Annotated in this window: 23 protein-coding genes and 1 pseudogene; 7 read left to right on the forward strand and 17 right to left on the reverse strand. The window is 55.9% G+C overall.

From position 1 onward, the window contains the following. Positions 1 to 101: 101 nt before the first annotated feature. Together QC816_RS08825 and QC816_RS08830 are read right to left on the reverse strand one after the other, a co-directional pair. Positions 102 to 1853 carry a sodium:solute symporter family protein gene (locus tag QC816_RS08825; protein WP_309781646.1) on the reverse strand — a complete coding sequence of 584 codons (1752 nt, stop codon included), beginning with the start codon at positions 1851 to 1853 and terminating at the stop codon, positions 102 to 104. A gap of 150 nt (positions 1854 to 2003) precedes the next feature. Continuing rightward, positions 2004 to 3584: a BCCT family transporter gene (locus tag QC816_RS08830; protein WP_309781648.1), complete on the reverse strand. Its 1581-nt coding sequence runs from the start codon at positions 3582 to 3584 to the stop codon at positions 2004 to 2006. Positions 3585 to 3789: 205 nt separating this feature from the next. Here QC816_RS08830 and QC816_RS08835 point away from each other — a divergent pair. Continuing rightward, positions 3790 to 3958: pseudogene (locus tag QC816_RS08835) on the forward strand (transposase); the annotation flags it as partial. A 194-nt stretch (positions 3959 to 4152) separates the two neighbouring features. On the opposite strand, the gene QC816_RS08840 reads toward QC816_RS08835, so the two are convergent. The 8 genes from QC816_RS08840 to purU form a co-directional block, all read right to left on the reverse strand. Continuing rightward, positions 4153 to 4770 (reverse strand): helix-turn-helix domain-containing protein, encoded by a 618-nt coding sequence (locus tag QC816_RS08840; RefSeq protein ID WP_309781651.1) that lies wholly within the window; start codon positions 4768 to 4770, stop codon positions 4153 to 4155. Positions 4771 to 4953: 183 nt separating this feature from the next. After that, positions 4954 to 5739 (reverse strand): IclR family transcriptional regulator, encoded by a 786-nt coding sequence (locus QC816_RS08845; RefSeq protein ID WP_309781653.1) that lies wholly within the window; start codon positions 5737 to 5739, stop codon positions 4954 to 4956. Between the two features lie 85 nt (positions 5740 to 5824). Continuing rightward, on the reverse strand, positions 5825 to 6586 hold the full coding sequence (locus QC816_RS08850) for a hypothetical protein (RefSeq protein WP_309781655.1): 762 nt from the start codon (positions 6584 to 6586) through the stop codon (positions 5825 to 5827). 3 nt (positions 6587 to 6589) lie between these two features. Continuing rightward, positions 6590 to 9538 (reverse strand): 2Fe-2S iron-sulfur cluster-binding protein, encoded by a 2949-nt coding sequence (locus tag QC816_RS08855; RefSeq protein ID WP_309781658.1) that lies wholly within the window; start codon positions 9536 to 9538, stop codon positions 6590 to 6592. Then, complete coding sequence (locus QC816_RS08860; RefSeq protein ID WP_309781660.1) at positions 9535 to 9831, reverse strand: sarcosine oxidase subunit delta; 297 nt, start codon at positions 9829 to 9831, stop codon at positions 9535 to 9537. The genes QC816_RS08855 and QC816_RS08860 overlap by 4 nt, the downstream gene beginning before the upstream one ends. A 16-nt stretch (positions 9832 to 9847) precedes the next feature. Next, on the reverse strand, positions 9848 to 11089 hold the full coding sequence (locus tag QC816_RS08865; RefSeq protein ID WP_309781662.1) for an FAD-dependent oxidoreductase: 1242 nt from the start codon (positions 11087 to 11089) through the stop codon (positions 9848 to 9850). A gap of 22 nt (positions 11090 to 11111) precedes the next feature. Beyond that, positions 11112 to 12053, reverse strand: a complete 942-nt coding sequence (gene folD / locus QC816_RS08870) for a bifunctional methylenetetrahydrofolate dehydrogenase/methenyltetrahydrofolate cyclohydrolase FolD (protein ID WP_309781664.1) — start codon at positions 12051 to 12053, stop codon at positions 11112 to 11114. Beyond that, the gene (purU, locus tag QC816_RS08875) at positions 12050 to 12916 is read right to left on the reverse strand and encodes a formyltetrahydrofolate deformylase (RefSeq protein WP_309781665.1); all 867 of its coding nucleotides are present in this window, start codon (positions 12914 to 12916) and stop codon (positions 12050 to 12052) included. The genes folD and purU overlap by 4 nt, the downstream gene beginning before the upstream one ends. Before the next feature lie 658 nt (positions 12917 to 13574). Between purU and glnT the strand changes: the two genes are divergently transcribed. The 5 genes from glnT to QC816_RS08900 all read left to right on the forward strand — a co-directional run bounded on the left by glnT (position 13575) and on the right by QC816_RS08900 (position 19582). Then, positions 13575 to 14909 carry a type III glutamate--ammonia ligase gene (gene glnT, locus QC816_RS08880; protein WP_309781666.1) on the forward strand — a complete coding sequence of 445 codons (1335 nt, stop codon included), beginning with the start codon at positions 13575 to 13577 and terminating at the stop codon, positions 14907 to 14909. 57 nt (positions 14910 to 14966) lie between these two features. Further along, positions 14967 to 15884, forward strand: a complete 918-nt coding sequence (locus QC816_RS08885) for an amidophosphoribosyltransferase (protein ID WP_309781668.1) — start codon at positions 14967 to 14969, stop codon at positions 15882 to 15884. Between the two features lie 3 nt (positions 15885 to 15887). After that, positions 15888 to 16571, forward strand: coding sequence for a GltB/FmdC/FwdC-like GXGXG domain-containing protein (locus tag QC816_RS08890; protein ID WP_309781670.1), 684 nt, complete (start codon positions 15888 to 15890; stop codon positions 16569 to 16571). 13 nt (positions 16572 to 16584) lie between these two features. Further along, the gene (locus QC816_RS08895; RefSeq protein ID WP_309781671.1) at positions 16585 to 17910 is read left to right on the forward strand and encodes an FMN-binding glutamate synthase family protein; all 1326 of its coding nucleotides are present in this window, start codon (positions 16585 to 16587) and stop codon (positions 17908 to 17910) included. 343 nt (positions 17911 to 18253) lie between these two features. Next, positions 18254 to 19582: an ammonium transporter gene (locus tag QC816_RS08900; RefSeq protein ID WP_309781672.1), complete on the forward strand. Its 1329-nt coding sequence runs from the start codon at positions 18254 to 18256 to the stop codon at positions 19580 to 19582. Between the two features lie 100 nt (positions 19583 to 19682). Here the strand turns inward: QC816_RS08900 and QC816_RS08905 are convergent, their stop codons facing one another. Then, positions 19683 to 19973 carry a DUF1330 domain-containing protein gene (locus tag QC816_RS08905; RefSeq protein WP_309781674.1) on the reverse strand — a complete coding sequence of 97 codons (291 nt, stop codon included), beginning with the start codon at positions 19971 to 19973 and terminating at the stop codon, positions 19683 to 19685. An 84-nt stretch (positions 19974 to 20057) separates the two neighbouring features. On the opposite strand from QC816_RS08905, the gene ribBA reads away from it, so the two are divergent. Then, positions 20058 to 21173 carry a bifunctional 3,4-dihydroxy-2-butanone-4-phosphate synthase/GTP cyclohydrolase II gene (gene ribBA / locus QC816_RS08910; protein WP_309781676.1) on the forward strand — a complete coding sequence of 372 codons (1116 nt, stop codon included), beginning with the start codon at positions 20058 to 20060 and terminating at the stop codon, positions 21171 to 21173. On the opposite strand, the gene QC816_RS08915 is transcribed toward ribBA, so the two are convergent. From QC816_RS08915 to QC816_RS08940, 6 genes are read right to left on the reverse strand one after another with little or no spacing between them, the layout of a single operon-like run. Further along, positions 21163 to 21720 (reverse strand): NUDIX domain-containing protein, encoded by a 558-nt coding sequence (locus QC816_RS08915; RefSeq protein ID WP_309781678.1) that lies wholly within the window; start codon positions 21718 to 21720, stop codon positions 21163 to 21165. The genes ribBA and QC816_RS08915 overlap by 11 nt on opposite strands. Before the next feature lie 11 nt (positions 21721 to 21731). Continuing rightward, entirely contained in the window at positions 21732 to 22466 is a 735-nt protein-coding gene (locus QC816_RS08920) for a GntR family transcriptional regulator (protein WP_309781680.1), read from the reverse strand. Between the two features lie 35 nt (positions 22467 to 22501). Continuing rightward, on the reverse strand, positions 22502 to 22882 hold the full coding sequence (gene pcaC, locus QC816_RS08925; RefSeq protein ID WP_308320741.1) for a 4-carboxymuconolactone decarboxylase: 381 nt from the start codon (positions 22880 to 22882) through the stop codon (positions 22502 to 22504). 24 nt (positions 22883 to 22906) lie between these two features. After that, positions 22907 to 23413: a flavin reductase family protein gene (locus tag QC816_RS08930; RefSeq protein ID WP_309781684.1), complete on the reverse strand. Its 507-nt coding sequence runs from the start codon at positions 23411 to 23413 to the stop codon at positions 22907 to 22909. 14 nt (positions 23414 to 23427) lie between these two features. Beyond that, a complete protein-coding gene (locus QC816_RS08935; protein ID WP_309781687.1) occupies positions 23428 to 24903 on the reverse strand; it encodes an aldehyde dehydrogenase in 1476 nt (491 codons plus the stop codon). Next, the gene (locus tag QC816_RS08940; RefSeq protein ID WP_309781689.1) at positions 24900 to 25730 is read right to left on the reverse strand and encodes an alpha/beta fold hydrolase; all 831 of its coding nucleotides are present in this window, start codon (positions 25728 to 25730) and stop codon (positions 24900 to 24902) included. The genes QC816_RS08935 and QC816_RS08940 overlap by 4 nt, the downstream gene beginning before the upstream one ends. Position 25731 lies beyond the last annotated feature (1 nt).

Below are 25731 nucleotides of genomic sequence, written 5' to 3' on the forward strand. Positions count from 1 at the left end.
TCCTGCTCCCGGCGGAGAAAAGATAACGCCCGCCGTTCAGGCGGGCGGTTGAAAGGTGCGCAGCGGACCCATGGTGCCTGGCCCGTCAGGGTGCTTAGCGCCTAGTGGCTGTCGGCCGTGGCCGTATGCGCCGTAGAGGCGCTACGAGAGCGGGGACGCGCCACGCGATAGCCGACGGCGCCGGCAAGCAGCAGCATGCCGCCGCAGCCGACCGCCAGCAGGTAGCCGCCTTGAATCGCGCCGGATGAGAGCCCGAAGCGCTCGGCGTAGCCTGCCAGGGTGACCGCGTATTGTTGCCATAAAAATACCCCGATGGCGACCCCGGACAGCATGGTGCACAGCGCAATCCAGCGGGTGCCGGACACCCAGCCACTTAGCGCCTTGGCATCGAACTCATGCAGGAAGGCCCGATAGTCGGCCTCGGACGGGCTGACGCGGGTCAGGGCGGATGCCAGCACGATGGCTGCCAGCGCCATCAGCGTGCTCAGCAGCACCGGGTGCAGGTATACCGGCAGGCTGACCCACTCGGCCTGTACCATCAGCGACAGGATCAGGTTGCCGACAAACCCCACCGCCAGGCCCCAGCTGGCGCCCGCAGCGGTAATCCGCCGGCTCCAGATGCTCATCAGGGCCACCGGCCCCCAGGAGGAGGCAAACAGCGTGGCGGCAAACCAGACCACCGCCATGACCGCTGGCGGTTGGAAAAGCGCCAGCAGCAGCGCGATCAGTCCCGCTGCAAGCACGGCGATGCGGCTCTTGCGCAGGGCCGATTTTTCGTCCAGCGAGGCGGGGAGAATGTCGTTGGACAGGCTAAAGCCGATGATCGACAGGAACGTCGAGCAGGATGACAGCCCGGCTGCGAACACCCCGGTGAGAATAACCACCCCAAGCCAGGCGGGCAGGATATTGAGCGCCACCCAGACCATGGAACGTTCGGGGTCGAGGGTCGGGTCGTAGAGATTGATCGCCGCACCGGTCATCATCATCAGCGCATAAAAGACACCCAGGGCCACCGCCGTGAGCATGGCCGAGCGCATCACCACGTGCTCGTTACGCGCCATCAGGTAGCGGCTCGACTGCCAGGGGCTGGCCGCCAGCACTGCCGCCCAGACAAGGCCCAGGGTCAATCCCCAGACAAGCGCTTCGCCGGGGGAGGAGAAGCTGGCGTCAGGCCCTTCGATCACCCCATGCCATAGGGCAATGCCGGGCTTGTCGGTCTGGGTCAGCAGGCCTTCAACCACGCCGCTCCAGCCGCCCAGGTCCTGGATCACGTAGAGCGACCCGCCTACCGCCGCCAGCGAGAAGATCACGAACATGATGGTATCGGTGAGCATCACGCCGGGCGAGCCCGAATACAGAATGAAGCCGGTATAGGTCGCCCATACCAGCACCAGGCCCACCCAGTAGGGCATGCCGGTCAGCTCGGCGAACATGATGCCCGCGCCCTGCATGACGCCCAGCAGGTACGCCCCCAGGCCGATGACCGTGGTAAGCCCGGCAATGACCTGGACGCGCCGCGAGGCAAAGCGCTTGCCAAAAAATTCCGGTACGGTCTTGGCGCCGCTGCGGCGCAGATAACGGCCGAATACCAGGGCGCCCAGCAGGCAGCCCGAGGTACTCACTGCGGCAAAGATCAGCATGACGAACGGATAGCCCTGATAGGCAAAGCCCGTTTCGCCGAGAAAGGCGCTGGTGCTCAGGTAGCTGGCCACCAGCGTACCCAGGATAAAGAAGGTGGGCGCATTGCGGCCGGCGACCAGGTAGTCATCCAGTCCCTTGACGCGCCGCCCGGCCAGATGCCCGATGACAAAATAGCCGACCAGGCTCAACAGTATTGCGATGGTATAAATCATGAGCATAACCATGGGGTTGTTAACATTGTGACGTCATGGTGCAGCGCTTTATCGGCGCGCTCATTGTTGCCAGCGGCACCCAATGCAGCAATTACGACACGAAAAAAGGGCGCCATGATAATGGCGCCCCGATAACAGCCGCTGCGCTGATCAGCGGGCAGGGGTGGGCACGGCGTTGAGCTCGCGCCACTCCTTGTGAAGCCCCATGTAAAGGCTGAAGCACATCACCAGCAGCACCAGCGTGAAGGGCAGACCGGTGGCGACGGCGCCGGCTTGCAGCGCGCTGAGTGCCGTGTTGCCGCCGCCGTACAGCAGCACGCCGGCGATCACGCCTTCAAGTGCGGCCCAGAATACCCGCTGGCCCTTGGGCGCATCGGTCTTGCCGCCCGCGGTGATGTTGTCGATTACCAGGGAGCCGGAGTCCGACGAGGTAATGAAGAACACCAGCACCAGAATGATCGCCAGCGTCGAGGTGATGCTGGTCAGGGGCAACTGCTCCAGCATGTGGAACATGGCAAGCGAGACGTCGCCAATGCCGTTGGCCAGCTCGCCCACGCCGCTGGAGGCCTGGAAGAGTGCCGTGCCGCCAAAGGCGCTCATCCACACCAGCGTCACCACTGTGGGCACCAGCAGTACCGCGATCAGGAACTCACGCACTGTGCGTCCCCGGGAAACCCGGGCGATGAACATGCCGACGAAAGGAGACCAGGAAATCCACCAAGCCCAATAGAAGACGGTCCAGCCGTGGTACCAGGTATCGTCCTCGCGGCCAATCCAGTTCGACAGCGGCAGCAAGTGGCCCACGTAGTCCAGCGCCGTGGTGCCAATCCCCGTCAGAATCATCAGGGTCGGCCCCGCTACCACCACAAACAGCAGCAGCACCGCCGCGATGACCATGTTGATATTCGAAAACAACTTAACGCCACCGTCGATACCCCGCCATACCGAGATCAGCGCAATTACCGTGACTGCGACGATAATTGCCAGCTGGGTACCGATGGTGTTGGGAGTGTCGAACAGGTAGGCAAGCCCACCAGCGGCCTGGGTGGCGCCAAACCCCAGCGAGGTGGCCAGGCCGAAGATGGTAGCCAGCACGGCAAAGATGTCGATGATATGGCCCGCCCAGCCCCGCGTCCGCTCGCCCAGTATCGGGTAGAAGGCGGAACGCAGCGTCAGCGGCATGCCCTTGTTATAAGCGAAGAAGGCCAGTGACAGGGCGACCACGCCGTAGATTGCCCAGGGGTGCAGCCCCCAGTGGAACATGGTCGCGCCCATGGCGGCGCTGGCACCCTCCGGGGTCCCCGCCGGTGCATTCAGGGGGGTGCCGTACCAGTCGGTGTAGTAGGCCACCGGTTCGGCCACGCTCCAGAACATCAGGCCGATGCCCATGCCCGCCGCAAACAGCATGGCGAACCAGGAAGCGAGCGAGTATTCCGGCTTGGCGTCCTTGCCGCCCAGGCGAATCCGGCCAAGCGGCAGGCAGATCAGCACGAGGCAGAATACGACAAAGATATTGCCCGCGATCATGAACAGCCAGTCGAAGTGCTCGATCGACCAGTTTTTGGCAAGCCCTAGGTGAGTATTAGCAGCATCTGGATAGACCAGCGCGTAGATAATAAACAGTAAGATGGCTAGAGCGGAAAGCGGAAAAACGGGGTTATGAAAGTCCAACCCCAATATCTGGGTATTGTCCTGTCCAGGCGACAGAACCGGGTCGTCATTGTTTTTCATTGGGTTTCCTTGGTGGCTCTTGTTAGATGTCGGCGTTGCATTACATTGCCGACGCTATGAATTGTTGGGCCTGTCGCAAAAGGGGAGTGTCGTGAAAGCGACCTCTATCTATTCATCTTGGCTAGGATGTCTTGAATAGATATGTGAGTGCCTTTTTGGGGTAAGTCCTAATAATTATTAATAAATGGATATGTTATCAATAGAAAAGATCGACTTTGCCACCAAGCCGGCGATCGCCCTCCAGCAGGTGCGTGAGACGCTGGATGGCGGTATCACGACCGGTATCGTGCTGGTAGGTGCGGCTTATTACGGTACGGTGACTCTTTGGAGAGAACAACTTGCAGAATGGGGCTTGAGTTATTGCGTTGACGTGCCAGAGGGTATCAGTGCCTAGCCGCCCGGCAGACCCTGCATTGAACCGGCAAGGGGCGGCCCAACACGGTGGCAACAGACCACGGGGCATCCTCAGTGTCGGCGCAGGCACTGGCCGACAATGACTCTTAAGACATCTTAGAGTAAGCTGATTGGGATTACCCTTATTAGGGTGCTTACTGATCTACAAGCCGTATTAGTTCTGATCATCACCACCGTAATGGATAATAGAAAGTAGTTTAATGGGCACTTCTAACAGTTGCTCTGGCCCATGCGGTACGGCGGCATCGAATGCCAGGCTGTCGCCGGGGCTCATTTCGTAAAACTGTTTGCCGTGCCGGTAAAGAAGCCGCCCTTCGAGCAGGTAGATAAACTCGTGACCGGCATGACTGAAGTTAGGGAAGACTTCGCTGGCATCGTCCATGGTGATCAGAAAGGGTTCGTAACGCTTGATTGGCCCCTGTCGATAGCTGAGCAGATGGTAGGTGTGACCGACTTCCGTACCGGTGCGCACAACTTCCATGCCTTCGCCAGACTTAACGTGTTGCGCGCCCCGGCCGCCGATATCGAAATCGCTGAAAAGCTTGGATATTGGCAGGTCGATGGCGTTGCAGAGGCGGCTTAGAGTATCCAGGCTGGTCGACACCTGGGCGTTTTCGACCTTGCTGATCATCCCTTGGCTGAGTTCTGCAATGCGCGCCACGTCGGATATCTTGTAGCCTTGCGAGATGCGCTTACGTTTCAAAGCTCTGGCGATATGCTGCTCCAGGCTAAGGCGCGTTTCATTCTTGTCGGTGGTAATTTTTTCGCTCATAACCTTTCAGGGCAATGTTTGTGCCACATTAGACGTGAATATGAAAAATAAAATACGTATATGAAATTATAAACCACTGAACGAAGCAGTGCCGCGTTATTGCTTGCTCACATCCACGCTATAGGGGCTGTTACATTAACCGGCTGACGAGAAGCTTATGCGCCTTTTTGGTGCGTTAAGCCCTCAGCTGCGCCTTTCAATGCTGCCCAGCTCGAAGGAAATACGCTCGGCGGTCGCTAATAATTGTTGTTTAAGAGCCGTCATGTCGTCGTCGCTGTCGATCAAGGCGTCAGGGCCTGAAACGTTGATGGCAGCTACAACGCGCCCCTGATAATCCTTTAGCCCGGTGGCGATAGCGGTGGCATAGTCGGAGCGGTGAATGACCCAGCCTGTCGTGCGGTCGTTGGCAATCGTCTGTTTCAATTCGGGGAGCGTGCGGGGCGCCGGGGCAGGGTAGCCATCCAGGCGCACGTGCTGATAAAGGGCATCGAGTTCGGGCTCGTCAAGATCCGTCAGCAGGACTCTGCCCATGGCGCAACTGTGGCAAGCGATACGCGTACCCACGGGCACATTCACGGAAAGCCGCTGCGACGCAAAAGAGCGGTAGATATACACCGCATCCTGACCTTCGCGCACACTAAGGTGGCAAGACATCGACACTAAATTGCGCAGAGCACTTAGATGCGGCATAACGATATCAACAATGTCGCGGCTAGCCAGATAGCTGAAACCGTGGGAAATGACCTGGGGGCCAAGCTGATAGGTATTCTTGGCGACTTTGTCTAAGTAGTTCATCTCGGTCAGGGTGGTTACGATGCGGTAAATGGAGGACGTCGTGACCTCCAGCGCATCGGCAAAATCCTGGGTGGTGAGTATCCGGTGCTGACTGTCGAAGAGTTCGAGGATTTTAAGACCTCGATAAAGCGCGGGAACCGTATAGTCGATCTCTTTGCTGGAATGTGTCGCCATAGCCGTAATAAGGTTCCTGACTGAATGGGTTCAATGTGTGAATGGCCCGGTGGCTTCCCACCGCCACCAGGCCGTTCAGCTTGCATTACGCTGGGTGGTGATGACGCAACGCTATGATACTAAGCTCTTTCCCCTCGAATTCCTGCATCGCATCAAGAAGAATAGGCCAGAGATAACATGCCGAGGCGCTATCCACCAAGAGATAGAGGCAGGAAAGATCCGCTTGACTGGCGTTGATGATAATGGCATTGGCCCGTGCGACAGATGTTTGAGCGACGTGGCCTGGGGCAAACGCTTCAGGTGACAAATCAACACCGCACAGCTTCGCCATTACATCGCTGACATGGGCGCCGGTCAAGGCAAGCCAGGCGTGTGTATCCTGGCGGGGGAGAAGATAAGCATCAGGTAGACGATGGGCGCGTTCGGCTGCCTGCCACGCCAGCTCATCGCGGCTGATGCGCTCGCCGTCATCGGCAAAGCTACTATTGTCTAAACCACTATCAGCTAAACTACCCAGCAGCAGGTATTCGCTGGCGGATAGCTTGGCGACCAGGCTGCCATCTTCTTGGCGTAGCGCTTGATTGGGTGCAGCGGGGACCTGGTAGTGGTACTCGCTGAGTATCGTCGCTGCCTTCTTGCCACGTAACCCGCCCCGTGCCAACGCGGACAGATCCGTTAGCCCGCAAGCGGGCGCGCCGGTAGTGGGCTCGAACAATGCTTCATCCAGCGTAGCCTTGATTGCATAGCCGCACAGGTGTTGCCACCCGGTCGCGTCAGGCTGGTTGGCCTGGTGAAGATGGTAAAGCGGCGTTCGCTTGGCGGTGAGAGTGTCTTCCAGAGTCGCCATGGTTTACATCTCCTGTCGGCTGTTGTTGGCATCGTAGAAAGGCAGTTTGACGACCTCTGCGTTAACTTCATCGCCGCCTTCAACCCGAATGGTGATATGGCTGCCGGGCGTTGCTTTATCGGCGCCAGCGTACGCCAGGCCGATGATCGCGTCCTGGCTGGGTGAGTATTCGCAGGAGGTCACGTTGCCGGTGATATCGCTGCCTTCCAGCACAAGGTGGCCTTCCAGCGGCTTGGCGGAGGTTGCCGGTAGCCGGAAGCCGACTAGGCGGCGCTTGGAGGGCTGCTCATCGAGAATATCCACGGCACGGTGGCCGACAAAGAACGGCTTTTTGCGGTTGACCGCCCAGCTCATGCCGATCTCGGCAGGGTGGCTCATGCCGTCGGTATCCTGGCCAATGATGACATGGCCTTTTTCAAGGCGAAGCAGTCGCTGGGCTTCGACGCCAAAGGGGCGAATACCGAACTCTTCGCCCGCTTTCATCAACAAGTCCCAGAGGTACTCGCCATAGCGTGACGGAACATGCAGCTCATAGCCCAACTCACCGACGAAACCTACCCGCAGCAGGCGCGCTGGCGCTTCACCGGCCTTGCCTTCACGCAGCTCCAGGTAGGGGAACGCTTCAGGCGAAAGATCCACCTCGGTGCAGACTTTTTCCAGCACCTTGCGCGATAACGGCCCGGCGACATTTACCGCCGCGTACGCTGATGTGACATTGGCGATATCCACGTCCAGGCGCCATTGGGCATTCCACTGCAGCATGCTCTGGTAGACACGCGCCAAGCCACTGGTGGTGGCGGTGACGTAGAAGTGATTCTCGCCAAGGCGGCAGGAAACACCGTCATCAACCACGACACCCTGCTCATTGGCCATGGCGGCGTAACGGGTGCGCCCCACCGGCTGCTTGAGAAAGCCGAAGGTGTAGATACGGTTGACGAACTCCGCGGCGTCCGGCCCGCGTACCTCGATGCCGCCCAGGGTGGAAACATCGATCAGGCCGACCTTTTCCCTGACATGGAGCGCCTCTTCCTGCATGCAGCGGTAACGCTCCAGGCGGCCATTCGTTGCCGAGGGGTAAAAGGCCGGGCGTTGCCAATCGCCCGCGGGCATCATCTTAGCGCCGAGTTGCAAGTGGCGCTGGTGCAGTGGCGTGACCCGGAAAGGGTCGAAACTGCGCCCGGCCAGGTGGGAAAGGGTTTCAGCGGCAAAGGGCGGGCGTGCAGTAGTAACCCCGGTTTCGCTGACGGTGCGATCCGTGGCGTCGGCGACCAAGCGCGCGGTGGGCAGCGCCGAATGGCGGCCTTGCGAAGGGCCCATGCCGGCGGTCGAGAAGCGCTTGACAAGCTGTACGTCTCGATAGCCATGGCGCGTGGCGTTGATGATGTCGCGAATTTGCAGATCTTCATCAAAATCGACGAATTCCTTGCCCTTGGGGTGGGCAAAGATGGGCCAGGGAAAGTTGACCTGCTTCGGCGCACCCGCCAGGGGGGCGGCTTCAGCCGCTGGCAGACAGAGGCTTTGCAGCGCCTGGGTACCGGCGATGACGCCGTCTTGCAGTACCTGGTCAAGATCGTGCAAGCCGTTGACCGAGCCCGCCACGTACAGGTGCTTGGGCAGGTTCGAGAGGGAAAACTCGGCTACGTCATCGTTATAGGTCAGCTTGCCACCCGCCTGACACAACAGCTGATACATCGGCATATAGCCCACGGTCATGCACAGCAAGTCGCATTCCAGCGTCAGGCTATCGTCAGCTACCTCGCCGCGGCGGGTGATGCGTCGCACATCAACACCGGTCACGTGGTGCAGGGTTTTGTCGTGTAGCGCCTCGAACACGGTGTGCTCAACATGCAGTGGAATGCCATGCTGGTTGATCGCTTGGGCGAGGTGGGTGTCGACCGGCCCTGCGCGCATATCCACCAGCGCCGCGACCTCAATGCCCTGTTCGTGCAAGTCAAGTGCTGCCAGGTAGCCATCGTCATTGCCGGTAAGCACGACGGCGCGTTTGCCGGGGCGTACCGCGTAATGACGAATCAGACGCTGGGCGGCGCTGGCGAGCATGACGCCGGGCAAGTCGTTGTTGCGAAAAATCGCCGGTTGATCAAACGCGCCAGCGGCAACGATGCACTCCTGGGCGCGAACCTTGTACATCCGCGTGCCCTGGATCACGGGCAGGAAGTTGTCGGCAAACCAGCCATTGCAGGTGGCTTTGCACAACACATGAATCTTGGCATGCGCCTCAACCGCCGGGATCAGCGCTTCGCGCACTTGATCGGCACGCACGCCTGCATCATCGAAGCGGGCGTAGGTTAGCGCGCCACCCAGCTGGGATTGCTGTTCAACCAGCAACACCTTTGCGCCCCCTTCAGCGGCGGTCAAGGCCGCCTTGAGGCCCGCCGGCCCACTGCCGACCACTACCACATCGGCAAACAGGTAGGCCTTGTCGTGATAACCACCGGTGGCATTAAGGTCGTATCTGCCCAGCCCGGCCTTCTTGCGAATCAGCGACTCCCAGAACTTCCAGGCACCTTTGGGCTTATAGAAGGAGCGGTAATAGAAGCCCACCGGCATGAACTTGGAGAACTTGCCCAGCTTCATATCGCTGTCGTGATCCAGGCTGCCGCTGTAGTTCTGGCCGGTGACGGCCAGGCCTTGGCTGAGCGGGTGCGTGTCGGCCAGCACGTTGGGCTCGTCGGGTAGTTGAACCAGCGTATTGGCGTCTTGGCCTGCCATGGTCAGCGGGCCGCGGGGCCGGTGATACTTGAAGGAGCGCGAGAGCAGGTGGCGGCCGTTGGCGATCAGCGCGCTAGCTAGTGTGTCACCTTCAACCCCATGGTAATTCGTGCCTTCGAACTGAAAGGTGATCGGCTGCTGGCGATTGATGAGACTGCCCATCGGGGCCGGGAGGCGTGTTGGCATGGTCTGAATATCGTCAGGTGAGACATGGCGGTTCATAAGCGTTTCTCCTCGACGGCAAACTCGATGCGCGCCTGGAAAATTTCCTGGGGATCAAAGGTGCGCAGAATTTCATCGGTGACGGTGTGCCGCTCGGCAAGAAACCAGTAGCTGGAGGCAACATGCATCCACCATTCGGTGATAACGCCCGCTGTGTTGTCGCTGTAAAAAACGTAGTCTGCCCATTCGCGGTCGCTACAGGTGGTGGGGTTCGGCATGGTTTTTAGCTCCCCGCCATGGATGAATTCGCTGATGTTGCGTGGCCCGTTGAGCGGGCAATTCATGATTTTCATTGCGTTTGCCCTCTCGTTAGTGGCTGGCCGCCGTGGCGCCCATTTCATTGACTTGCTGGAAGTTGGCAAAGCGCTCCAGGCGGAACGGTTGAATCAACTCGGGCACTTTGCCGCCGCTGGCGACCATTTCCGCCATGGTCTTGCCGCAGATGGGCGTCGCCTTGAAGCCCCAGGTGCCCCAGCCGGCGTCGAGGTAATAGTTCTCGATCGGACTCTCGCCCATGATCGGGCTGTAGTCGGGAGTCATATCGGTAACCCCGCCCCATTGGCGCATTAGCTTGGCCTTGGCCAGAAACGGGAACATCTCGATGCCGCTGGCAATCAGGCTTTCCTTCATTTCCAGCGTGGAGCGCGTGTTGTAGAGGGGGTAGGGGTCAGACCCACCGCCGAAGACCACTTCGCCGCGGCTGGTCTGCTGAACGTAGCAGTGCAGGGCGGAAGAGCTGACCAGCGGATCCAGAAAAGGCTTTACGGGTTGGGTGACCATCGCCTGCAGGGGGTAGCTGATGATGGGGAGCCGGAAACCGGCTTGCTTGGCCAGCACGGAACTATGGCCAGCAACAGACTGAACGGCGCAGCCGCACTGAATGGTGCCGCGGTTGGTCTCGACGGCGGTGATACGCCCGCCTTCGATGACAAGATTGCGAACTTCCGTCAGCTGATGAATTTCAACGCCACGCTTGGCTGCTTCCTTGGCATAGCCCCAGGCCACGGCGTCGTGGCGAGCCGTGGCACCGTCGCGGTGCCAAAGCCCCGCGAGTACCGGGAGATGGCCAGGGTCGAGGTTTAGAGAGGGCACCAGCTCACGAATCTGCTGACGGTCAATCATGTCGGTACGCCCACCGAAATGCTTGTTGACCTCGGCCCGCTGGCGGAACGAGCGCACCGTGGCGTCGGTATGGGCGAGTGTCAGCTGGCCGCGCTCCGAATACATGACGTTGAAATCGAATTCGTTGGATAGGTTCTGAAAAAGCTTAACCGACTCGCTATAAAACCTGACCCCTTCCGAGGTTAGATAGTTGGAGCGGATCACAGCGGTGTTACGCGCCGTGTTGCCACCGCCAAGATAGGCTTTCTCAAGTACCGCAACGTTGGTGATGTTGTGATACTTGGCCAGGTAATAGGCGATCGCAAGGCCGTGGCCACCGCCACCAATGATCACCACATCGTAGGAGGGCTTGAGCTCCTTGGGTGGCGGCAGATCCACATCAACGGGGTAGTCCGATGACAGACCATATTTAAGCAGTCCAAAAGGCATGGAGATGCCCTCCTGTATCGCATTAGGTAAGTGCTGGCTGGGCCGCTTGACGGTGCTGCAGCTTGGTCGCTGTGACGGTATTTTGCATCAAGTAGGCAATCGTCATGGGGCCGACACCGCCGGGCACCGGCGTAATGGCTTTCGCTACTTGGCTGGCGCTTGCGAAGTCCACATCGCCGACCAGTCGTGTCTTGCGCTCGCCCTCATTCTCGCCATCAATTGCCTGCTCAACGCGGTTGATCCCTACATCGATCACCACCGCGCCGGGCTTGAGCCAGCTGGCATCGATCATTTTCGGGTGACCCACCGCGGCGACGACAATATCGGCCTGACGGGCGATGGTTTCGGCATTCACGCTACGCGAGTGCAGCAGCGTCACCGAGCAATGGGCGTGCAACAGAAGCGATGCCATGGGCTTGCCAACGATATTGGAGCGGCCCACCACCACGGCATGTTTGCCGCTTAGGTCGCCACAGGTTTCCTGCAGCAATCGCAGACAGCCGCTGGGGGTGCAGGGCGTCAGCACATCGCGCCCCTGCACAAGGCCACCCACATTGGCGTGATGGAAACCGTCGACGTCTTTCAGCGGGTCGATGGCCTGAATAACGGCTTCTTCGTCGATCGTGTCCGGTAGCGGTAGCTGCACCAGAATGCCGTTGACTTCGGGGTCTTTGTTTAGCTTGTCGATCAACGACAGCAGTTCGGCCTGGCTCAATGTCGTGTCGAAGCGGTGTTCGAATGAACGAATACCGACCGCTTCCGCCTTTCGAATCTTGTTTCTGACGTACACGTGGCTTGCGGGGTCTTCGCCAATCAGCACAACGGCCAAGCCGGGGGTGGTGCCTTCGGCCGCCAGGTGTTTAACACTTTCGGCGACTTCGGCAAGCACCCGCTCGGCACAGGCTTTGCCGTCGATGAGGGCCGCAGAGGCTTGGGTCCCAGGGGCTTGGGTCGTTGCGCTCATTGGAAAATCACCGTCTTGTTCTGATCGAGAAAGACGCGGTGCTCAAGGTGGTACTTGACCGCACGAGACAGGGCGATGGTTTCGGTGTTACGGCCAACAGCGACAAGATCCTGGGGGCGATAGGTATGATCGACGCGTTGAACTTCCTGGTCGATGATCGGCCCTTCGTCAAGATCTGAGGTGACATAGTGGGCGGTAGCACCAATCAGCTTCACGCCTCGCTCATGCGCCTGATGGTAGGGCTTGGCGCCTTTGAAGCCTGGTAGGAACGAGTGGTGAATATTGATCGCACGTCCGCTCAGCTTCTGGCACAAATCATCCGATAGGATCTGCATGTAACGCGCCAGCACGACCAGTTCGGTCTGGGTTTCCTCGACGATATCCATGATGGCCGCTTCCTGTTGTGGCTTGGTCTCCTTGGTGACAGGCAGGTAGACAAAGCGAATCCCCTCACGCTCGGCCATGGGGCGAAGATCCAGGTGGTTGGAGACGATGGCGGTAATCTCCATGTCCAGCTCACCCTTGCCATGGCGGTACATCAAGTCACTTAGGCAATGGTCAAACTTGCTCACCATCAGCAAGACCCGCATGGGCTGGGAGGAGCTGTGAATCTGCCAGTCCATCTCGAAAGGCTGCGCTACCCCCGCGAAATCATTGCGCAGCGTCTCGATGTCCGGCGTAGCGCCCTCGTTGAAGCGAAACTTGGCGCGTAGAAAGAAGCGTTTCAACTCTTCATCGTCGTATTGGGCCAGTTCACTGATATAACAGTTATTTTCGCTTAGGTACGAGGTCACTGCCGAGATGATGCCGGATGTCGCTGGGCAAGAGACGCGAATAATGTAGTTGTCATCATGAATGTTCATTTTTTCTCCTATATAAAATAATATATTTATATGTGGATAATAATTGGTTGTTTTTATCCGAAAAATAGAAATTAAATCCTTATTTAATAGAGTAGCTTTTTATTTGGTTTTTTGTCGAGATGGTTATCTAAGCACTCTATTCGTTCTGCTCACATCCATCCGGCCGCGCTACTCAAGTCATCAAAACCCGCTTTCCCAAGCGAGGCCATTGGCGTAACATCGACGTTGCATTCTTTTAAGGAAATAATAATTCCTTTCAGTAAAGCAAGAAGCTTGCCATGTGCGGGCGTGACCAGGACAAACGGTGCATACCTTTTTTATTTTATATAAAAAACAATTAATTAATGGGTGGATTTTAAGTCATAGAAAATGGCTATTTTCAGGAATAAATTTTCATATGTGTTTATTATGTTCGTTCCTGGTGCGATTTTTAGATGATATGCACTGTTACGGCGCAGGATACATAAAAGCGACGGCGCGGAAGAGAGCTGGCAGGGGGTTGCTGATAACAAGCAATAAAATATTTAATTTTTTATAAACAATCGCTTAGGGTTTTTTTATAGCGATGTAGAAGGCAGCCAAATGATATTGGCACACTAAGTGCTTTTCCTTTTGGGAAATATAGTTTCTTGAAAGGAATTATCACGAGGGTAATAATATGTCTCCAGAAGCTGCCGTTAAATTTATCAAAGATAACGATGTGCGCTATTTGCTGGCTCAATTTGTTGATATTCACGGCGCGGCGAAAACCAAGTCAGTGCCGGCGAATTGTTTGATGGACGTGGTAGAAAAAGGCGCTGGTTTTGCAGGCTTCGCTGTTTCTGGCCTAGGTATGAAGCCGCATGGGCCTGATTTTATGGCAAAAGGGGATTTGAACTCTCTTTCGCTGGTGCCGTGGCAGCCGCGCTATGCGCGTATGGCCTGCTGTGGTTATGTCAACGATGAGCCTCATCTGCTTGATAGCCGTGTCGTATTGCTTAAGCAATTAGAGCGGTTAAGTGACAAGGGATGGACGCTAAACACCGGTTTAGAGCCTGAATTTTCATTGTTTAAACGTGGGGCCGCAGGAGAACTGTTGCCTGTAGATGAGAGTGATACGCTAGCAAAGCCCTGTTACGACTATAAAGGCTTGTCGCGGTCTAGAGAGTTTCTGGAACGTTTAGTGGAAGCACTACAAAGCGTTGATTTCGATATTTATCAAATCGACCATGAAGATGCCAATGGTCAATTTGAGATCAACTATACCTACAGCGATGCACTGACATCCGCTGACCGTTTCACCTTTGTACGCATGGCCGCCGGTGAGATTGCCAATGAACTGGGCATGGTGTGCTCCTTTATGCCCAAACCGCATGCCGACCGGCCAGGCAACGGGATGCACTTCCATCTCTCGATTGCCGACCAAGAAGGCAATAACGTCTTTGGCGATGACAGCGATCCGCAGAATCTGGGGCTTTCCCCCACGGCGTATCACTTTCTTGGCGGCCTGCTGCATCACGCGCCAGCGCTGTGTGCCTTCGCGGCGCCCACGGTTAACTCTTATAAGCGTCTCGTCTCGGGCGGTTCCAACAGCGGCGCAACGTGGGCACCTGTGTTCATTACCTATGGTGATAACAACCGTTCAGCCATGGTGCGTGTGCCCTATGGGCGTTTGGAGTTTCGTCTACCCGATGCTGGCTGTAATCCTTATTTGGTGCATGCCGCGCTTATTGCTGCTGGCCTCGATGGTATTGACCGTCAGTTGGATCCCGGCAAAGCAAAAAATATCAATTTGTATGAACTGACGCCCGAGCAGTGTCGCGAACAAAAGATCGATATTTTACCCCAGTCACTCACTGAGGCGATTGACGCCCTGGAAGCAGATTCCGTACTGCGTGAAGGGCTTGGGGAAGAAATTACCGATGAATTCATCAAGGTCAAGCGTGAGGAGTGGGCTGACTACAGCAGCCAGGTCAGCGATTGGGAAATCCAGCGCTACGCGGAATTCTTCTAATGATTGCGTCTTATCGAAACGTAAGACATGCACTGACGAATAAGCCGAGGTAATGCTATGTGCGGAATTGTTGGGCTTTATCTGAAAAAACCTGAACTAGAAAGCCGGCTGGGTGAATTGTTCGAGCCGATGCTTATTGCCATGACAGACCGCGGGCCGGACAGTGCCGGCTTTGCTGTTTACGGCGATGAATACGACGCTGGCGTTAAACTGACGTTGCAAAGCGACGATGCCGATTACGATTGGCAGGACTTGGCCGATCGCCTGGGCGCTGCCTTTGGTAGCCTGGACGCGTGGTTCCAGAATGCCAACGTGGCCGTGCTCAAGCTGGCCAGTGAAGAGAAGCAGGTACTGAGCTGGGTGGCTGAAAACGCCCCGAATGTCAGGGTGATGAGTGCCGGACAAAGTATCGAAATTTTAAAGGGGGTCGGGCTTCCTACTGAAGTGGCGGCGCGTTACAACCTGAAAAACATGCGTGGCAGCCATGCGATTGGTCACACGCGCATGGCCACCGAAAGCGCTGTCACGCTACAAGGCAGCCACCCGTTTTCGACCGGGCTGGATCTTTGCCTGGTGCATAACGGCTCGCTTTCCAACCACAACCGCCTGCGCGATAAGCTTAAGCGCCAAGGCATCAGCTTTCAGACTGACAACGACTCTGAAGTGGCTGCTGGCTACTTGACGTGGCGTATGGCCAAGGGCGAATCCCTCAATCAAGCCCTCAAGAGTGCGCTTAAAGATCTGGATGGCTTCTTTACCTTCACTATTGGCACCCGCGATGGTTTCGCCGTGGTACGTGACCCTATCTCCTGTAAACCTGCGGTGATCGCCGAAACCGACGATTACGTCGCAATGGCCTCCGAGTATCGCGCGTTAGCCGGTCTGCCAGGCATCAAGGAAGCCAAGGTGTGGGAGCCGGAACCGGCGAAAATCTATGTGTGGGAACGTGATGGTGCAAAGGTGGAGGCCGCCTAATTTATGAAAACATACGACCTTTCAAGCGACAGCCTGCGTGAACTCAACCAGGCACTTCACGATGCGGACATAACGGCCAGCGAGCGTGAATGGCGCGTTGCTAATCCGAACGGGGCGCACAATATTGCGTGCGGATTAAATGATGCTATTAGCGTCGATATTGACGGCCACGCCGGGTATTACTGCGCGGGGATGAACCAGAAAGCCAATGTCACCGTGCATGGCAACGTCGGTGTTGGCGTCGCTGAGAACATGATGTCCGGCATGGTGCATGTCAAGGGCGATGCGTCCCAATCGGCTGGCGCCACGGCTCACGGCGGCCTGCTGGTGGTTGATGGCAACGCTGCGGCGCGCTGCGGTATCTCCATGAAGGGTGTCGATATTGTCGTCAAAGGCAATATTGGGCCAATGAGCGCCTTTATGGGGCAATCGGGATGCCTGGTGGTGTGCGGCGATGCGGGAGAAGCGCTGGGGGATTCGATTTATGAAGCGCATATCTATGTCAAAGGGTCGGTCACTTCCCTGGGTGCTGATTGCATCGAAAAAGAAATGCGCCAAGAGCACTTGGATGAAGTAAGCGACCTGCTTAAGCGTGCCGGGGTTGAAACGGATCCTGCTGCCTTTAAGCGCTATGGGTCGGCACGCCAGCTATACAACTTCAAAGTCGATAACGCCTCGGCCTACTAATCAGGAGCCTGACATGACCGATAAACAGAGTAATCCGGCACTGAGAGAGTCCGCGACCTTTGGTCGAGACGTCATCGCCGAGATCCAGCGCGCCGCCGATACCGGCATCTATGATATTCGCGGCTGGGGAGCTAAGCGCAAGGTTCCGCATTTTGATGACCTGCTGTTTCTGGGGGCGAGCATGTCGCGCTACCCGCTGGAAGGCTATCGTGAGAAGTGCGGTACCGACGTTACCTTGGGGACTCGCTACGCCAAGAAGCCGATCGTGATTGATACCCCGGTAACCATAGCGGGCATGAGTTTCGGGGCCTTATCAGCACAGGCAAAAGAAGCCCTGGGGCGCGGCGCATCAGAGGTGGGCACGTCAACGACCACTGGCGATGGAGGCATGACTGCCGAAGAGCGTGGCCAGTCCACTAAACTGGTTTATCAGTATCTGCCGTCGCGTTACGGTATGAACCCTGATGACCTGCGCAAAGCCGATGCCATTGAGATCGTGCTGGGCCAAGGCGCCAAGCCGGGTGGCGGTGGCATGTTGTTGGGGCAGAAAATCTCGGATCGCGTCGCACAGATGCGCAACCTGCCCATGGGTATCGACCAGCGTAGCGCTTGCCGTCACCCTGATTGGACCGGCCCGGACGACCTAGCCATTAAGATCGCTGAGCTGCGTGAGATCACCGATTGGCAGGTGCCTATCTATATTAAAGTGGGTGCCACTCGTACCTACTATGACGTCAAGCTCGCCGTCAAAGCGGGCGCCGATGTGGTGGTGCTCGACGGTATGCAGGGCGGAACGGCGGCAACCCAGGATGTGTTTATTGAACATGTAGGCATTCCCACCATGGCTGCCATTCCGCAAGCCGCCCAGGCGCTGCAGGAAATGGGGGTTCATCGTGAAGTGCAGTTGATCGTTTCAGGTGGGATACGTAACGGTGCTGACGTTGCCAAAGCCATTGCCCTGGGGGCTGACGCTGTGGCAATCGGTACCGCGGCATTGATCGCGCTTGGCGATAATCACCCGCGCTACGAAGAAGAGTACCAGAAGCTCGGGTCTGCAGCGGGCTACTATGATGACTTCCAGGAAGGCAAATGCCCAGCGGGTATTTCCACCCAGGATCCCGAACTGAGCAAGCGTCTGGATCCGGTGGCTGCCGGTAAGCGGTTAGCTAACTATCTGCGAGTAATAACGCTAGAGGCGCAGACACTAGCAAGAGCCTGTGGAAAATCTCATCTCCATAACCTGGAACCGGAAGATTTGGTCGCTTTAAATATCGAAGCCGCAGCGATGGCCAGGGTTCCGCTTGCCGGTACCAACTGGATTCCAGGGCAACAATTCTAAGCCATGCGCGTTCAAGGACAAGGCACCGTTATATAGCATGTAGCCTTCACCTGTTACGGGTGAGGGCTTTTTAATGTGATTTTGCACCAAAAGGTGCTGTTTAAAACCTAAAAATCACTAAAACGGCTCGTGGTTATCATGCGTGGCTTCTACGTGTTTGGCAATCAAGCGTTTTGTTTCTTGGCATGAATAATGCTTCTTTAAATACTTTTTAGTAAAAGAGCTGAAAGAGCACTGGCGTGATTGCTGCTTTTACAAGCGCTTCGCTTAGCAGAAAAGGGGGTAAGTGATTATGCCCGACCATTTCAACTTACAACGTTAATGATTGTTTAAGGGGAATAAAATGAATGAATTAAGTTTAGAACTTAGTTATGCGCTGGATACTTTCTATTTTCTAGTCTGTACGGTGTTTGTCATGTTTATGGCCTGCGGCTTTGCCATGTTGGAGTCAGGGCTCGTCAGGTCGAAGAACACCGTCGAAATACTCACCAAGAATGCGATGTTGTATTCGGTGGCCTGTATCGTCTTTCTGATAGTGGGCTATAACGTGATGTATCCCGCTAACCCGATCAGTAGCGTGATCCCTGGCCTGGATTTCATGTTGGGCAGTGATCATAGCTTGTCGGATATTTCCGCTGGGGAGGGGGCGCCTTATTACTCTTCCATGGCCGACTTTATTTTCCAGGCAGTGTTTGCGGCAGCCACCATGTCAATTGTTTCTGGGGCGATTGCTGAACGTATGAAACTGTGGCCGTTTTTGATTTTTGCCGTGTTCATGGTGGGGGTGATTTACCCGGTGAATGGCTTTTGGAAGTGGGGCGGTGGCTTCCTTGATGAGATGGGCTTCCAGGATTTTGCCGGGTCTGTCGTTGTGCACATGGCGGGCGCCTCTGCCGCGCTGGCTGCTGTCTTGCTGGTCGGCCCGCGCAAGGGGCGGTTTGGCCCCAATGGCGAAGTCAGGGCTATTCCGGGAGCCAACCTACCCATTGCCATGCTGGGCATGTTCATTTTGTGGATGGGCTGGTTTGGGTTCAATGGCGGTTCAATGCTGAAAATTGCCAGCGTAGATGATGCCAATGCGGTCGCCCGTATCTTCGTCAACACCAATACGGCCGCAGCATCAGGCATGGTAGCGGCCGCGCTGCTCTACCGTTTGATATTTGGTAAAGCGGATATGACCATGGTGATAAACGGCGCGCTAGCCGGACTGGTATCGATTACCGCGGAGCCACTCTTGCCCAACCCAGGAATGGCAGTAGTGATTGGTGCTATTGGTGGTGTTGCGGTGGTGTTCTCTGTATTGGGGCTTGATCGGTTGAAAATCGACGACCCCGTCGGCGCCATTTCAGTACACGGAAGTGCTGGCGTTTGGGGGATACTGGCCGTCGTCCTTACGAATCCAGAGGCGGCTTTCATGACCCAACTGATCGGCGCCGCTGTTGTCTTTGCCTGGATGTTTGGGGCTAGTTTGCTCGTTTTGTGGATTATCCGTATGACGATGGGTCTTCGCGTCAGCGAACAAGAAGAGTTCGAAGGAATGGATATTCACGAATGCGGTATGTCTGCCTATCCCGAATTTGCTTCTTCCAATACTCAGGAAACGGGCGCGGAGGATAAGCGGGATAAGCCTGCTAAGAATAGGTTATCCGAGAAAAAACCAGCTTTGCGCTAATGTGTTAAATAACACCAAGAACTCTTGGTAAAGCGCTGTGAGTTCTTGGTTTCTTTTTGCGCGAATGAATGAAGAGCTTATCGATATATGAAACTAACTATTATAAGCCCTCCAAAATGACGACATCTACATCAGCAGCACCCTCGCGTGCTGCTTTGGCGCGTTGATATTCTTCAGAGTGATAGCAGGCTAGGGCCTGCTCGTAACTGGGAAATTCCATGATCACACTGCGGGTATGAGAAGTATTCCCTTCCAAAGTGACTCGTTCGCTGCCCCGGGCCAGGAAGTTGGCACCGTATTGCGCAAGTGCTGAAGGTGCTAAGGCCTGATACTCAGCATAACGTCTTGCATCAAGGACAGTGACATTGGCTATCCAGTAACCTTTGCGCATTGATTTCTCCAGAGTCTATGGTTGTTTGTATTATGGTATGCCAGAATACAGAAATACACCACAATAATAGGTAGGACTTAAACCATGGCATTCGATCGTATAGAAGACATCATTGAAGATATGCGTAGTGGGCGGATGGTCATCCTTGTCGACGATGAAGATCGTGAGAACGAGGGTGATCTGGTCATCGCCGCTGAGGCAGTTACGCCTGACGTGATCAACTTTATGGCGACTCATGCCCGTGGGTTGATCTGCTTAACGTTGACCGGCTCACGCTGTGAGCAGTTAGGGTTGGCTCCCATGGTTGAAAATAACGGGGCGAGCTTCGCTACGGCGTTTACCGTATCCATCGAAGCGCGCGAAGGGGTAACGACGGGGATTTCCGCAGCAGATCGGGCAGCGACTGTGCGGGTGGCTGTGTCTCCAGAGGCACATCCTCGCGACTTGGTACAGCCGGGTCATATTTTCCCATTACGTGCCCGCGATGGCGGCGTGCTGAGCCGGGCTGGTCATACTGAGGCAGGCTGTGATCTCGCACGTTTAGCTGGGTGTGAGCCAGCGGCGGTGATTGTTGAGATAATGAATGAAGATGGCAGCATGGCTCGGCGCCCCGAGCTTGAGAGCTTTGCTCAACACCATGGAGTGCGCATTGGCACTATCGCTGACTTGATCCAGCACCGTTTAGCGACAGAAAAAACCATTGTGTCTACCGGTCAGGAGACGCTGCAAACCATACATGGAGAGTTCAACTTACATGCCTATGAAGACACTATCAGTGGGGAAGCTCACCTGGCTTTAACAATGGGAAAAATGGCTCTTGATAAGCCTACGCTGGTTCGCGTACATGCTATGGATCCATTGCGTGATTTAGTGGGGGCGGAGTATTTGGGCCCAACGGCATGGTCATTATGGTCTGCGTTGGAGGCCGTAGCAGCGGAGGAGCATGGGGTAGTGGTGGTTCTCGCCAGCCATGAATCCTCCCAGAGTCTATTGTCGCGTGCTACAAAACTTAATAAGCCATCGGGGGATGTTCCAAAGCGTCGCTATTCTAATACGGGCACCGGTTCGCAGATCCTCGCGGATCTCGGTGTCAGCAAGTTACGCTTGATGGGGGCGCCGCTAAATTACAAGGGACTGAAAGGCTTCGATCTAGAGGTAGTAGAGATTGTTTCGCCTCCCACCCAGCCTTCTAGCGCATGAAGTGAACTGTACCGGTTTCCATGCTACCGGTATAGATGCCATAGGTGCCCCCAGCATGTTCGTCTATATAGCGCTCTAGAATTTGTCGAATGGCCGGATAGAAGATATCCGGCCAGGGAATGTCCTTGGCGTTAAACCATTTCACAGCGAGGGTCTCGTGCCCCGGAGTGTCTTTCCACTCCTTCAAACGTGCACGATAAATAATATAAAGCTCATTGGTCGGTGGCACGCTGAAAATTGAGTAGGGGGAAAGAATTTCAGCGTTGATGCCAGTCTCCTCCCAGACTTCTCGATAGGCGGCTTCCTCTACGCTTTCTCCACGTTCCATAAAACCTGCTGGCAAGGTCCATGTGCCTACGCGCGGAGGAATGCCACGCTGGCATAAGAGCAAGCGTCCTTCTTCTTCAATAATGGCCCCCGCGATCACTCGTGGGTTATCGTAGTATATGAGCCCGCAAGTGTTGCAGTACTGACGTGGATGCGTATCACCTTCAGGAATTCCGTAGCTCAGTGAACGCTGGCCGCAGTGACAACAATATTGATGCATAAATCGCCTCTTTACAGGCTGTTTTGGACACGTAATGGGGGCGTAATCGGTTCAACTGGCTCGCCGCTCTTAGCCGCTAATGCGGACAGCGCTACCTTTGCAGCCGCTTGGATGTGCTCCACGCAAGCTGCATGTGCTGCAACTGAATCACGTGCCTTGATCGCTTCAACGATACGGGCCATCTCTCGGAAGCTATCCAAGTAACGCTCCTGTTGAGACAACGATGTGGCTCGCAGATAGCTGACTCGTGCCTGTAGCTGACCGAGGACTTGCCCAGCAACGCGGTTGCCCGCGCCATCGTATAGAACACCGTAGAAGTCGCTGACCGCTTCAACGATCTCGTGGCTCTTGCCGCCGCGAAGGGTATCTTTAAGCACTTCCCAAGCACGGTCTAAATCCGCCATTTGTCGGCGGCTCGCTTTCTGGGTAAAAAGCTGCACGACCATACTTTCAAGAACGCAGCGCAATTCATAAATATCACGTGCATCCTCCAGCGTAATAACCGTCACACGTGGGCCATTGCCAACATACTCTACCAATCCTTCTGCTTCTAGTTGGCGCAATGCTTCCCTTACCGAGGTGCGACTAACTCCCAGACGATCACACAGGTCGCGCTCGATTAAACGATCACCTGGCAACAGCTGGAAGCCCATAATTGCTTGCCGCAGCTTGTCGAAAACCATTTCACGCAGAGTGGGCTGGTTGCGTGTGACCCTCAGGCTGTCGTCTAAAGGTTTTCGTTCCATCTTCTAGTTCCTCGGTGATGGTGGTGTTTGAGCCGCTAGAGTTTACCCATCTCAACGAGAACTTCGCGGGCTTGGCGGAAGGAATCAATGGCCGCCGGAACACCACAGTAAATTGCCGTTTGTAAGAGAACCTCACGAATTTCCTCGACGCTGAGGCCATTGTTGATAGCACCTCGGACGTGGAGGCGCAATTCATGAGGGCGGTTCAGGGCAGTAATCATGGCTAAGTTTATCATGCTGCGCTCGCGATCGCTGAGCCCCTTGCGTTGCCACACTTCGCCCCAACAGTACTCAGTGACTAATTGCTGAAGGGGGCGAGTGAAGTCGTCGGCATTGCGAATTGATTGGTCGACGTACTCGGCACCGAGCACGCGGCGGCGTTTTTCGAGACCTTTTGCGTAACGTTCTTGTGTCATTCGAGTACTCTCTTTTTGTAATCTTTAAATTGTTACTGGCATTAGACGTAGGCTCTCAGGAAGCTTATCCATTTTGCCTCGGCAATACAGCAAGGGGTCGGCTTCGTCTTTAGAGATCCATAGTCTTTGTACTTCTCCGACCACGATAGCGTGGTCGCCGCCTGGATACGCCTCCCATAGCCGGCACTCAAGGTAGGCAGCAGTTCCATCAATAATGGCGTTGCCATGGTGAGAGCGGTGCCAATTGATCCCTGATAATTTGTCAGGCCCCTTGCCAGCAAACTGATAAGCAATTGATTGTTGATGGTGGCTGAGGATGTGTACTGCAAATTGCCCACTGTGCTGGATAACCGGATAGGAGTCTGAGTTCAGGCTCGGGCATACCAGTATAAGCGGTGGATCCATGGAAACTGCTGAGAAAGCACTGGCGGTAAAGCCTACAAGTCGATCATTTTCATCGAGGGCGGTAATAACGGTGACGCCAGTAGGGAAGGCGCCAAGAACCTGCTTGTAGTCTTGTGAATTAATCATTGACATCTCCTCGCTCAACGCATAATGAAAGGATCGGGCATGGGCTGTGTAGAAAGGTTGATCCACAGGGTCTTTAGGTCGGTATAGTCGCGCACCGAATCTATGCCACTCTCGCGTCCATAGCCGCTGGCACCGAAACCACCAATGGGGGCCATGGCAGAAACCGCGCGATAAGTATTAACCCAAAGAATGCCAGCCCGAACATCACGGGTAAGGCGATGGGCTCGACCAATATCTTGCGTCCAGATGCCGGCGGCCAAACCATAGTCGGTATCGTTGGCCAAATGCAGCGCCTCGGCCTCATCTTCGAAAGGAATCACTGCGACTACTGGGCCGAAGACTTCTTCTTGCATGATGGGCAGATCGTGAGAGTCGCATGCCAGAATGGTCGGGCAGTAATACCAGCCCTGCTCGATGTCCGCACGCTTGCCGCCGTGCACTAAGCGTGCACCATCGGCCTGAGCCTGGGCGACCATGCGCTCGACGCTTTCTAGTTGGGCTTGAGTCGCCAGAGGCCCCATCTCTGTTGCAGCATCATTAGGATTGCCAATCTGGATAGACTGCGCACGCTCGCAGAGCCGTTTGATCACTTCGTCATAAATGCCGCGCTGTACTAGCAGGCGTGAGCCAGCGACGCAGCTTTGCCCGGAGGCAGCAAATATCCCAGCCACCACGCCGTTGATCGCGCTATCCAAATCGGCGTCTTCGAACAGTATGTTGGGTGATTTGCCACCCAGCTCTAGCGAAAGCTTAGCGAAATTTTCGGCACTGTTGCGTACCACGTGGCGGGCGGCATTGGCACCGCCAGTAAAGGCAATTTTACGTACCAGGGGGTGGGCAGTCAGTGCTGACCCAGTGGCCCCAAAGCCAGTGACCAAATTGACCACGCCTGGCGGAAAGCCAGCTTGCTTAACAAGTCGCATTAACGCAATGAGGCTCGCCGAAGCATGCTCAGATGGCTTAATGACCATCGTGTTCCCAGCGGCCAGGGCTGGAGCCAGTTTGATAGCGGTCAGATAAAGAGGGCTATTCCACGGGATAATCGCAGCCACTACGCCGAGCGGTACACGCACGGTGGCGCCAAACATGTCTGGCTTGTCCAAAGGCAGCGTCTCACCCACCACCTTATCGGCCAGCCCAGCGTTATAATAAAAAAACTCGGGCAGGTAGCTGACCTGGCCACGAGTTTCACGCATCAGCTTGCCGTTGTCGCGACTCTCTAAGCAGGCGAGCTCATCAGTATGCTCCGCTATCAGCTCGCCGAGGCGGTAAAGTAGCTTCCCACGAGCGGTAGCGGTGAGGCCCGACCAGGCGGAGCCCTCGAAAGCGCGCTGGGCTGCCTGTACTGCGGCATCAACGTCTTGAGCATCGGCTTCTGGTAAACGACACCACACCTCACCCGTCGCGGGATTGTAGCTATCGAAAGTGGCACCGGTGTGGGCTTCAACCCATTCACCGTCGATATACATCTGCAGTTTATCCAGGCTCATTGATGTGCCTCCTCAAGTGAATCATGGAAATAAGCCTTGGCAAAGAAGCTTTGGATCAGTTCGTTGACTGCCACGGGGGCTTCTATGGGGGCCATATGTAGTAAGCCGGGCAGGATTTTTACTTCGGCGCTAGGGATTTGTTCGGCAAGCGTCCTAGCCATCCGAGGGGTGGAGCCCGTGTCCAGCTCGCCGGTGGCGATCAGCACCGGTACGCGAATGGCAGCTAGCTGTTCTGTGCCGAAGTTGTCCTGAGTGCCGAATAGCGCGTAACTGCGGTAGTACCCCTGTGGATGGTTGTTAATGACGGTTTCGCGAATCGCAGCAATATGATTAGGATGTTTCTGACGAAAATCCCGGCTAAACCAGCGCTGTAATGCTTCGTCGACGTTTGCCGCAGGGCCTTGATTGTGAGTCTGGACAATGCGTTGACGAACACCCGCCCGCTGACTTTCATCACGATCGTAGACGCTGGAAAGCACCACCATTGCCGCTATTCGATCTGGATGGCTTAAGGCAAAAGCGCGTGCCACTAACCCGCCCATGGAGAAGCCTACTACCGCCACCCGCTTTATACCCAAGTGATCAAGTAGCAGTGCTAGTTGATCAGCATAGGCATCTAACCCGTCATTCTCATTAGGCAATGCGCTATCGCCGTGCCCGAGCATGTCGTAGACGATGATTTCATACTGCTCTGCTAAAACATCGATCTGCGACTGCCACATAGTGGCATCAAGGCCTACGCCGTGAATGAGCACGACGGGCGAGCCGCTTCCCTGCCGCCAGTAGCGTGTGCCATCGGGGCTCTTGCGTGAATTGGTGAGCTCCATG

The sequence above is a fragment of the Vreelandella janggokensis genome, from assembly GCF_031451615.1.
GTDB classification, from domain to species: Bacteria; Pseudomonadota; Gammaproteobacteria; order Pseudomonadales; family Halomonadaceae; genus Vreelandella; species Vreelandella janggokensis.

Coding starts and splice junctions, on each gene's coding strand:
- QC816_RS08825 (WP_309781646.1), bottom strand. CDS start 1,853: ATGATTTATACCATCGCAATACTGTTGAGCCTGGTCGGCTATTTTGTC.
- QC816_RS08830 (WP_309781648.1), bottom strand. CDS start 3,584: ATGAAAAACAATGACGACCCGGTTCTGTCGCCTGGACAGGACAATACC.
- QC816_RS08840 (WP_309781651.1), bottom strand. CDS start 4,770: ATGAGCGAAAAAATTACCACCGACAAGAATGAAACGCGCCTTAGCCTG.
- QC816_RS08845 (WP_309781653.1), bottom strand. CDS start 5,739: ATGGCGACACATTCCAGCAAAGAGATCGACTATACGGTTCCCGCGCTT.
- QC816_RS08850 (WP_309781655.1), bottom strand. CDS start 6,586: ATGGCGACTCTGGAAGACACTCTCACCGCCAAGCGAACGCCGCTTTAC.
- QC816_RS08855 (WP_309781658.1), bottom strand. CDS start 9,538: ATGAACCGCCATGTCTCACCTGACGATATTCAGACCATGCCAACACGC.
- QC816_RS08860 (WP_309781660.1), bottom strand. CDS start 9,831: ATGAAAATCATGAATTGCCCGCTCAACGGGCCACGCAACATCAGCGAA.
- QC816_RS08865 (WP_309781662.1), bottom strand. CDS start 11,089: ATGCCTTTTGGACTGCTTAAATATGGTCTGTCATCGGACTACCCCGTT.
- folD (WP_309781664.1), bottom strand. CDS start 12,053: ATGAGCGCAACGACCCAAGCCCCTGGGACCCAAGCCTCTGCGGCCCTC.
- purU (WP_309781665.1), bottom strand. CDS start 12,916: ATGAACATTCATGATGACAACTACATTATTCGCGTCTCTTGCCCAGCG.
- glnT (WP_309781666.1), top strand. CDS start 13,575: ATGTCTCCAGAAGCTGCCGTTAAATTTATCAAAGATAACGATGTGCGC.
- QC816_RS08885 (WP_309781668.1), top strand. CDS start 14,967: ATGTGCGGAATTGTTGGGCTTTATCTGAAAAAACCTGAACTAGAAAGC.
- QC816_RS08890 (WP_309781670.1), top strand. CDS start 15,888: ATGAAAACATACGACCTTTCAAGCGACAGCCTGCGTGAACTCAACCAG.
- QC816_RS08895 (WP_309781671.1), top strand. CDS start 16,585: ATGACCGATAAACAGAGTAATCCGGCACTGAGAGAGTCCGCGACCTTT.
- QC816_RS08900 (WP_309781672.1), top strand. CDS start 18,254: ATGAATGAATTAAGTTTAGAACTTAGTTATGCGCTGGATACTTTCTAT.
- QC816_RS08905 (WP_309781674.1), bottom strand. CDS start 19,973: ATGCGCAAAGGTTACTGGATAGCCAATGTCACTGTCCTTGATGCAAGA.
- ribBA (WP_309781676.1), top strand. CDS start 20,058: ATGGCATTCGATCGTATAGAAGACATCATTGAAGATATGCGTAGTGGG.
- QC816_RS08915 (WP_309781678.1), bottom strand. CDS start 21,720: ATGCATCAATATTGTTGTCACTGCGGCCAGCGTTCACTGAGCTACGGA.
- QC816_RS08920 (WP_309781680.1), bottom strand. CDS start 22,466: ATGGAACGAAAACCTTTAGACGACAGCCTGAGGGTCACACGCAACCAG.
- pcaC (WP_308320741.1), bottom strand. CDS start 22,882: ATGACACAAGAACGTTACGCAAAAGGTCTCGAAAAACGCCGCCGCGTG.
- QC816_RS08930 (WP_309781684.1), bottom strand. CDS start 23,413: ATGATTAATTCACAAGACTACAAGCAGGTTCTTGGCGCCTTCCCTACT.
- QC816_RS08935 (WP_309781687.1), bottom strand. CDS start 24,903: ATGAGCCTGGATAAACTGCAGATGTATATCGACGGTGAATGGGTTGAA.
- QC816_RS08940 (WP_309781689.1), bottom strand. CDS start 25,730: ATGGAGCTCACCAATTCACGCAAGAGCCCCGATGGCACACGCTACTGG.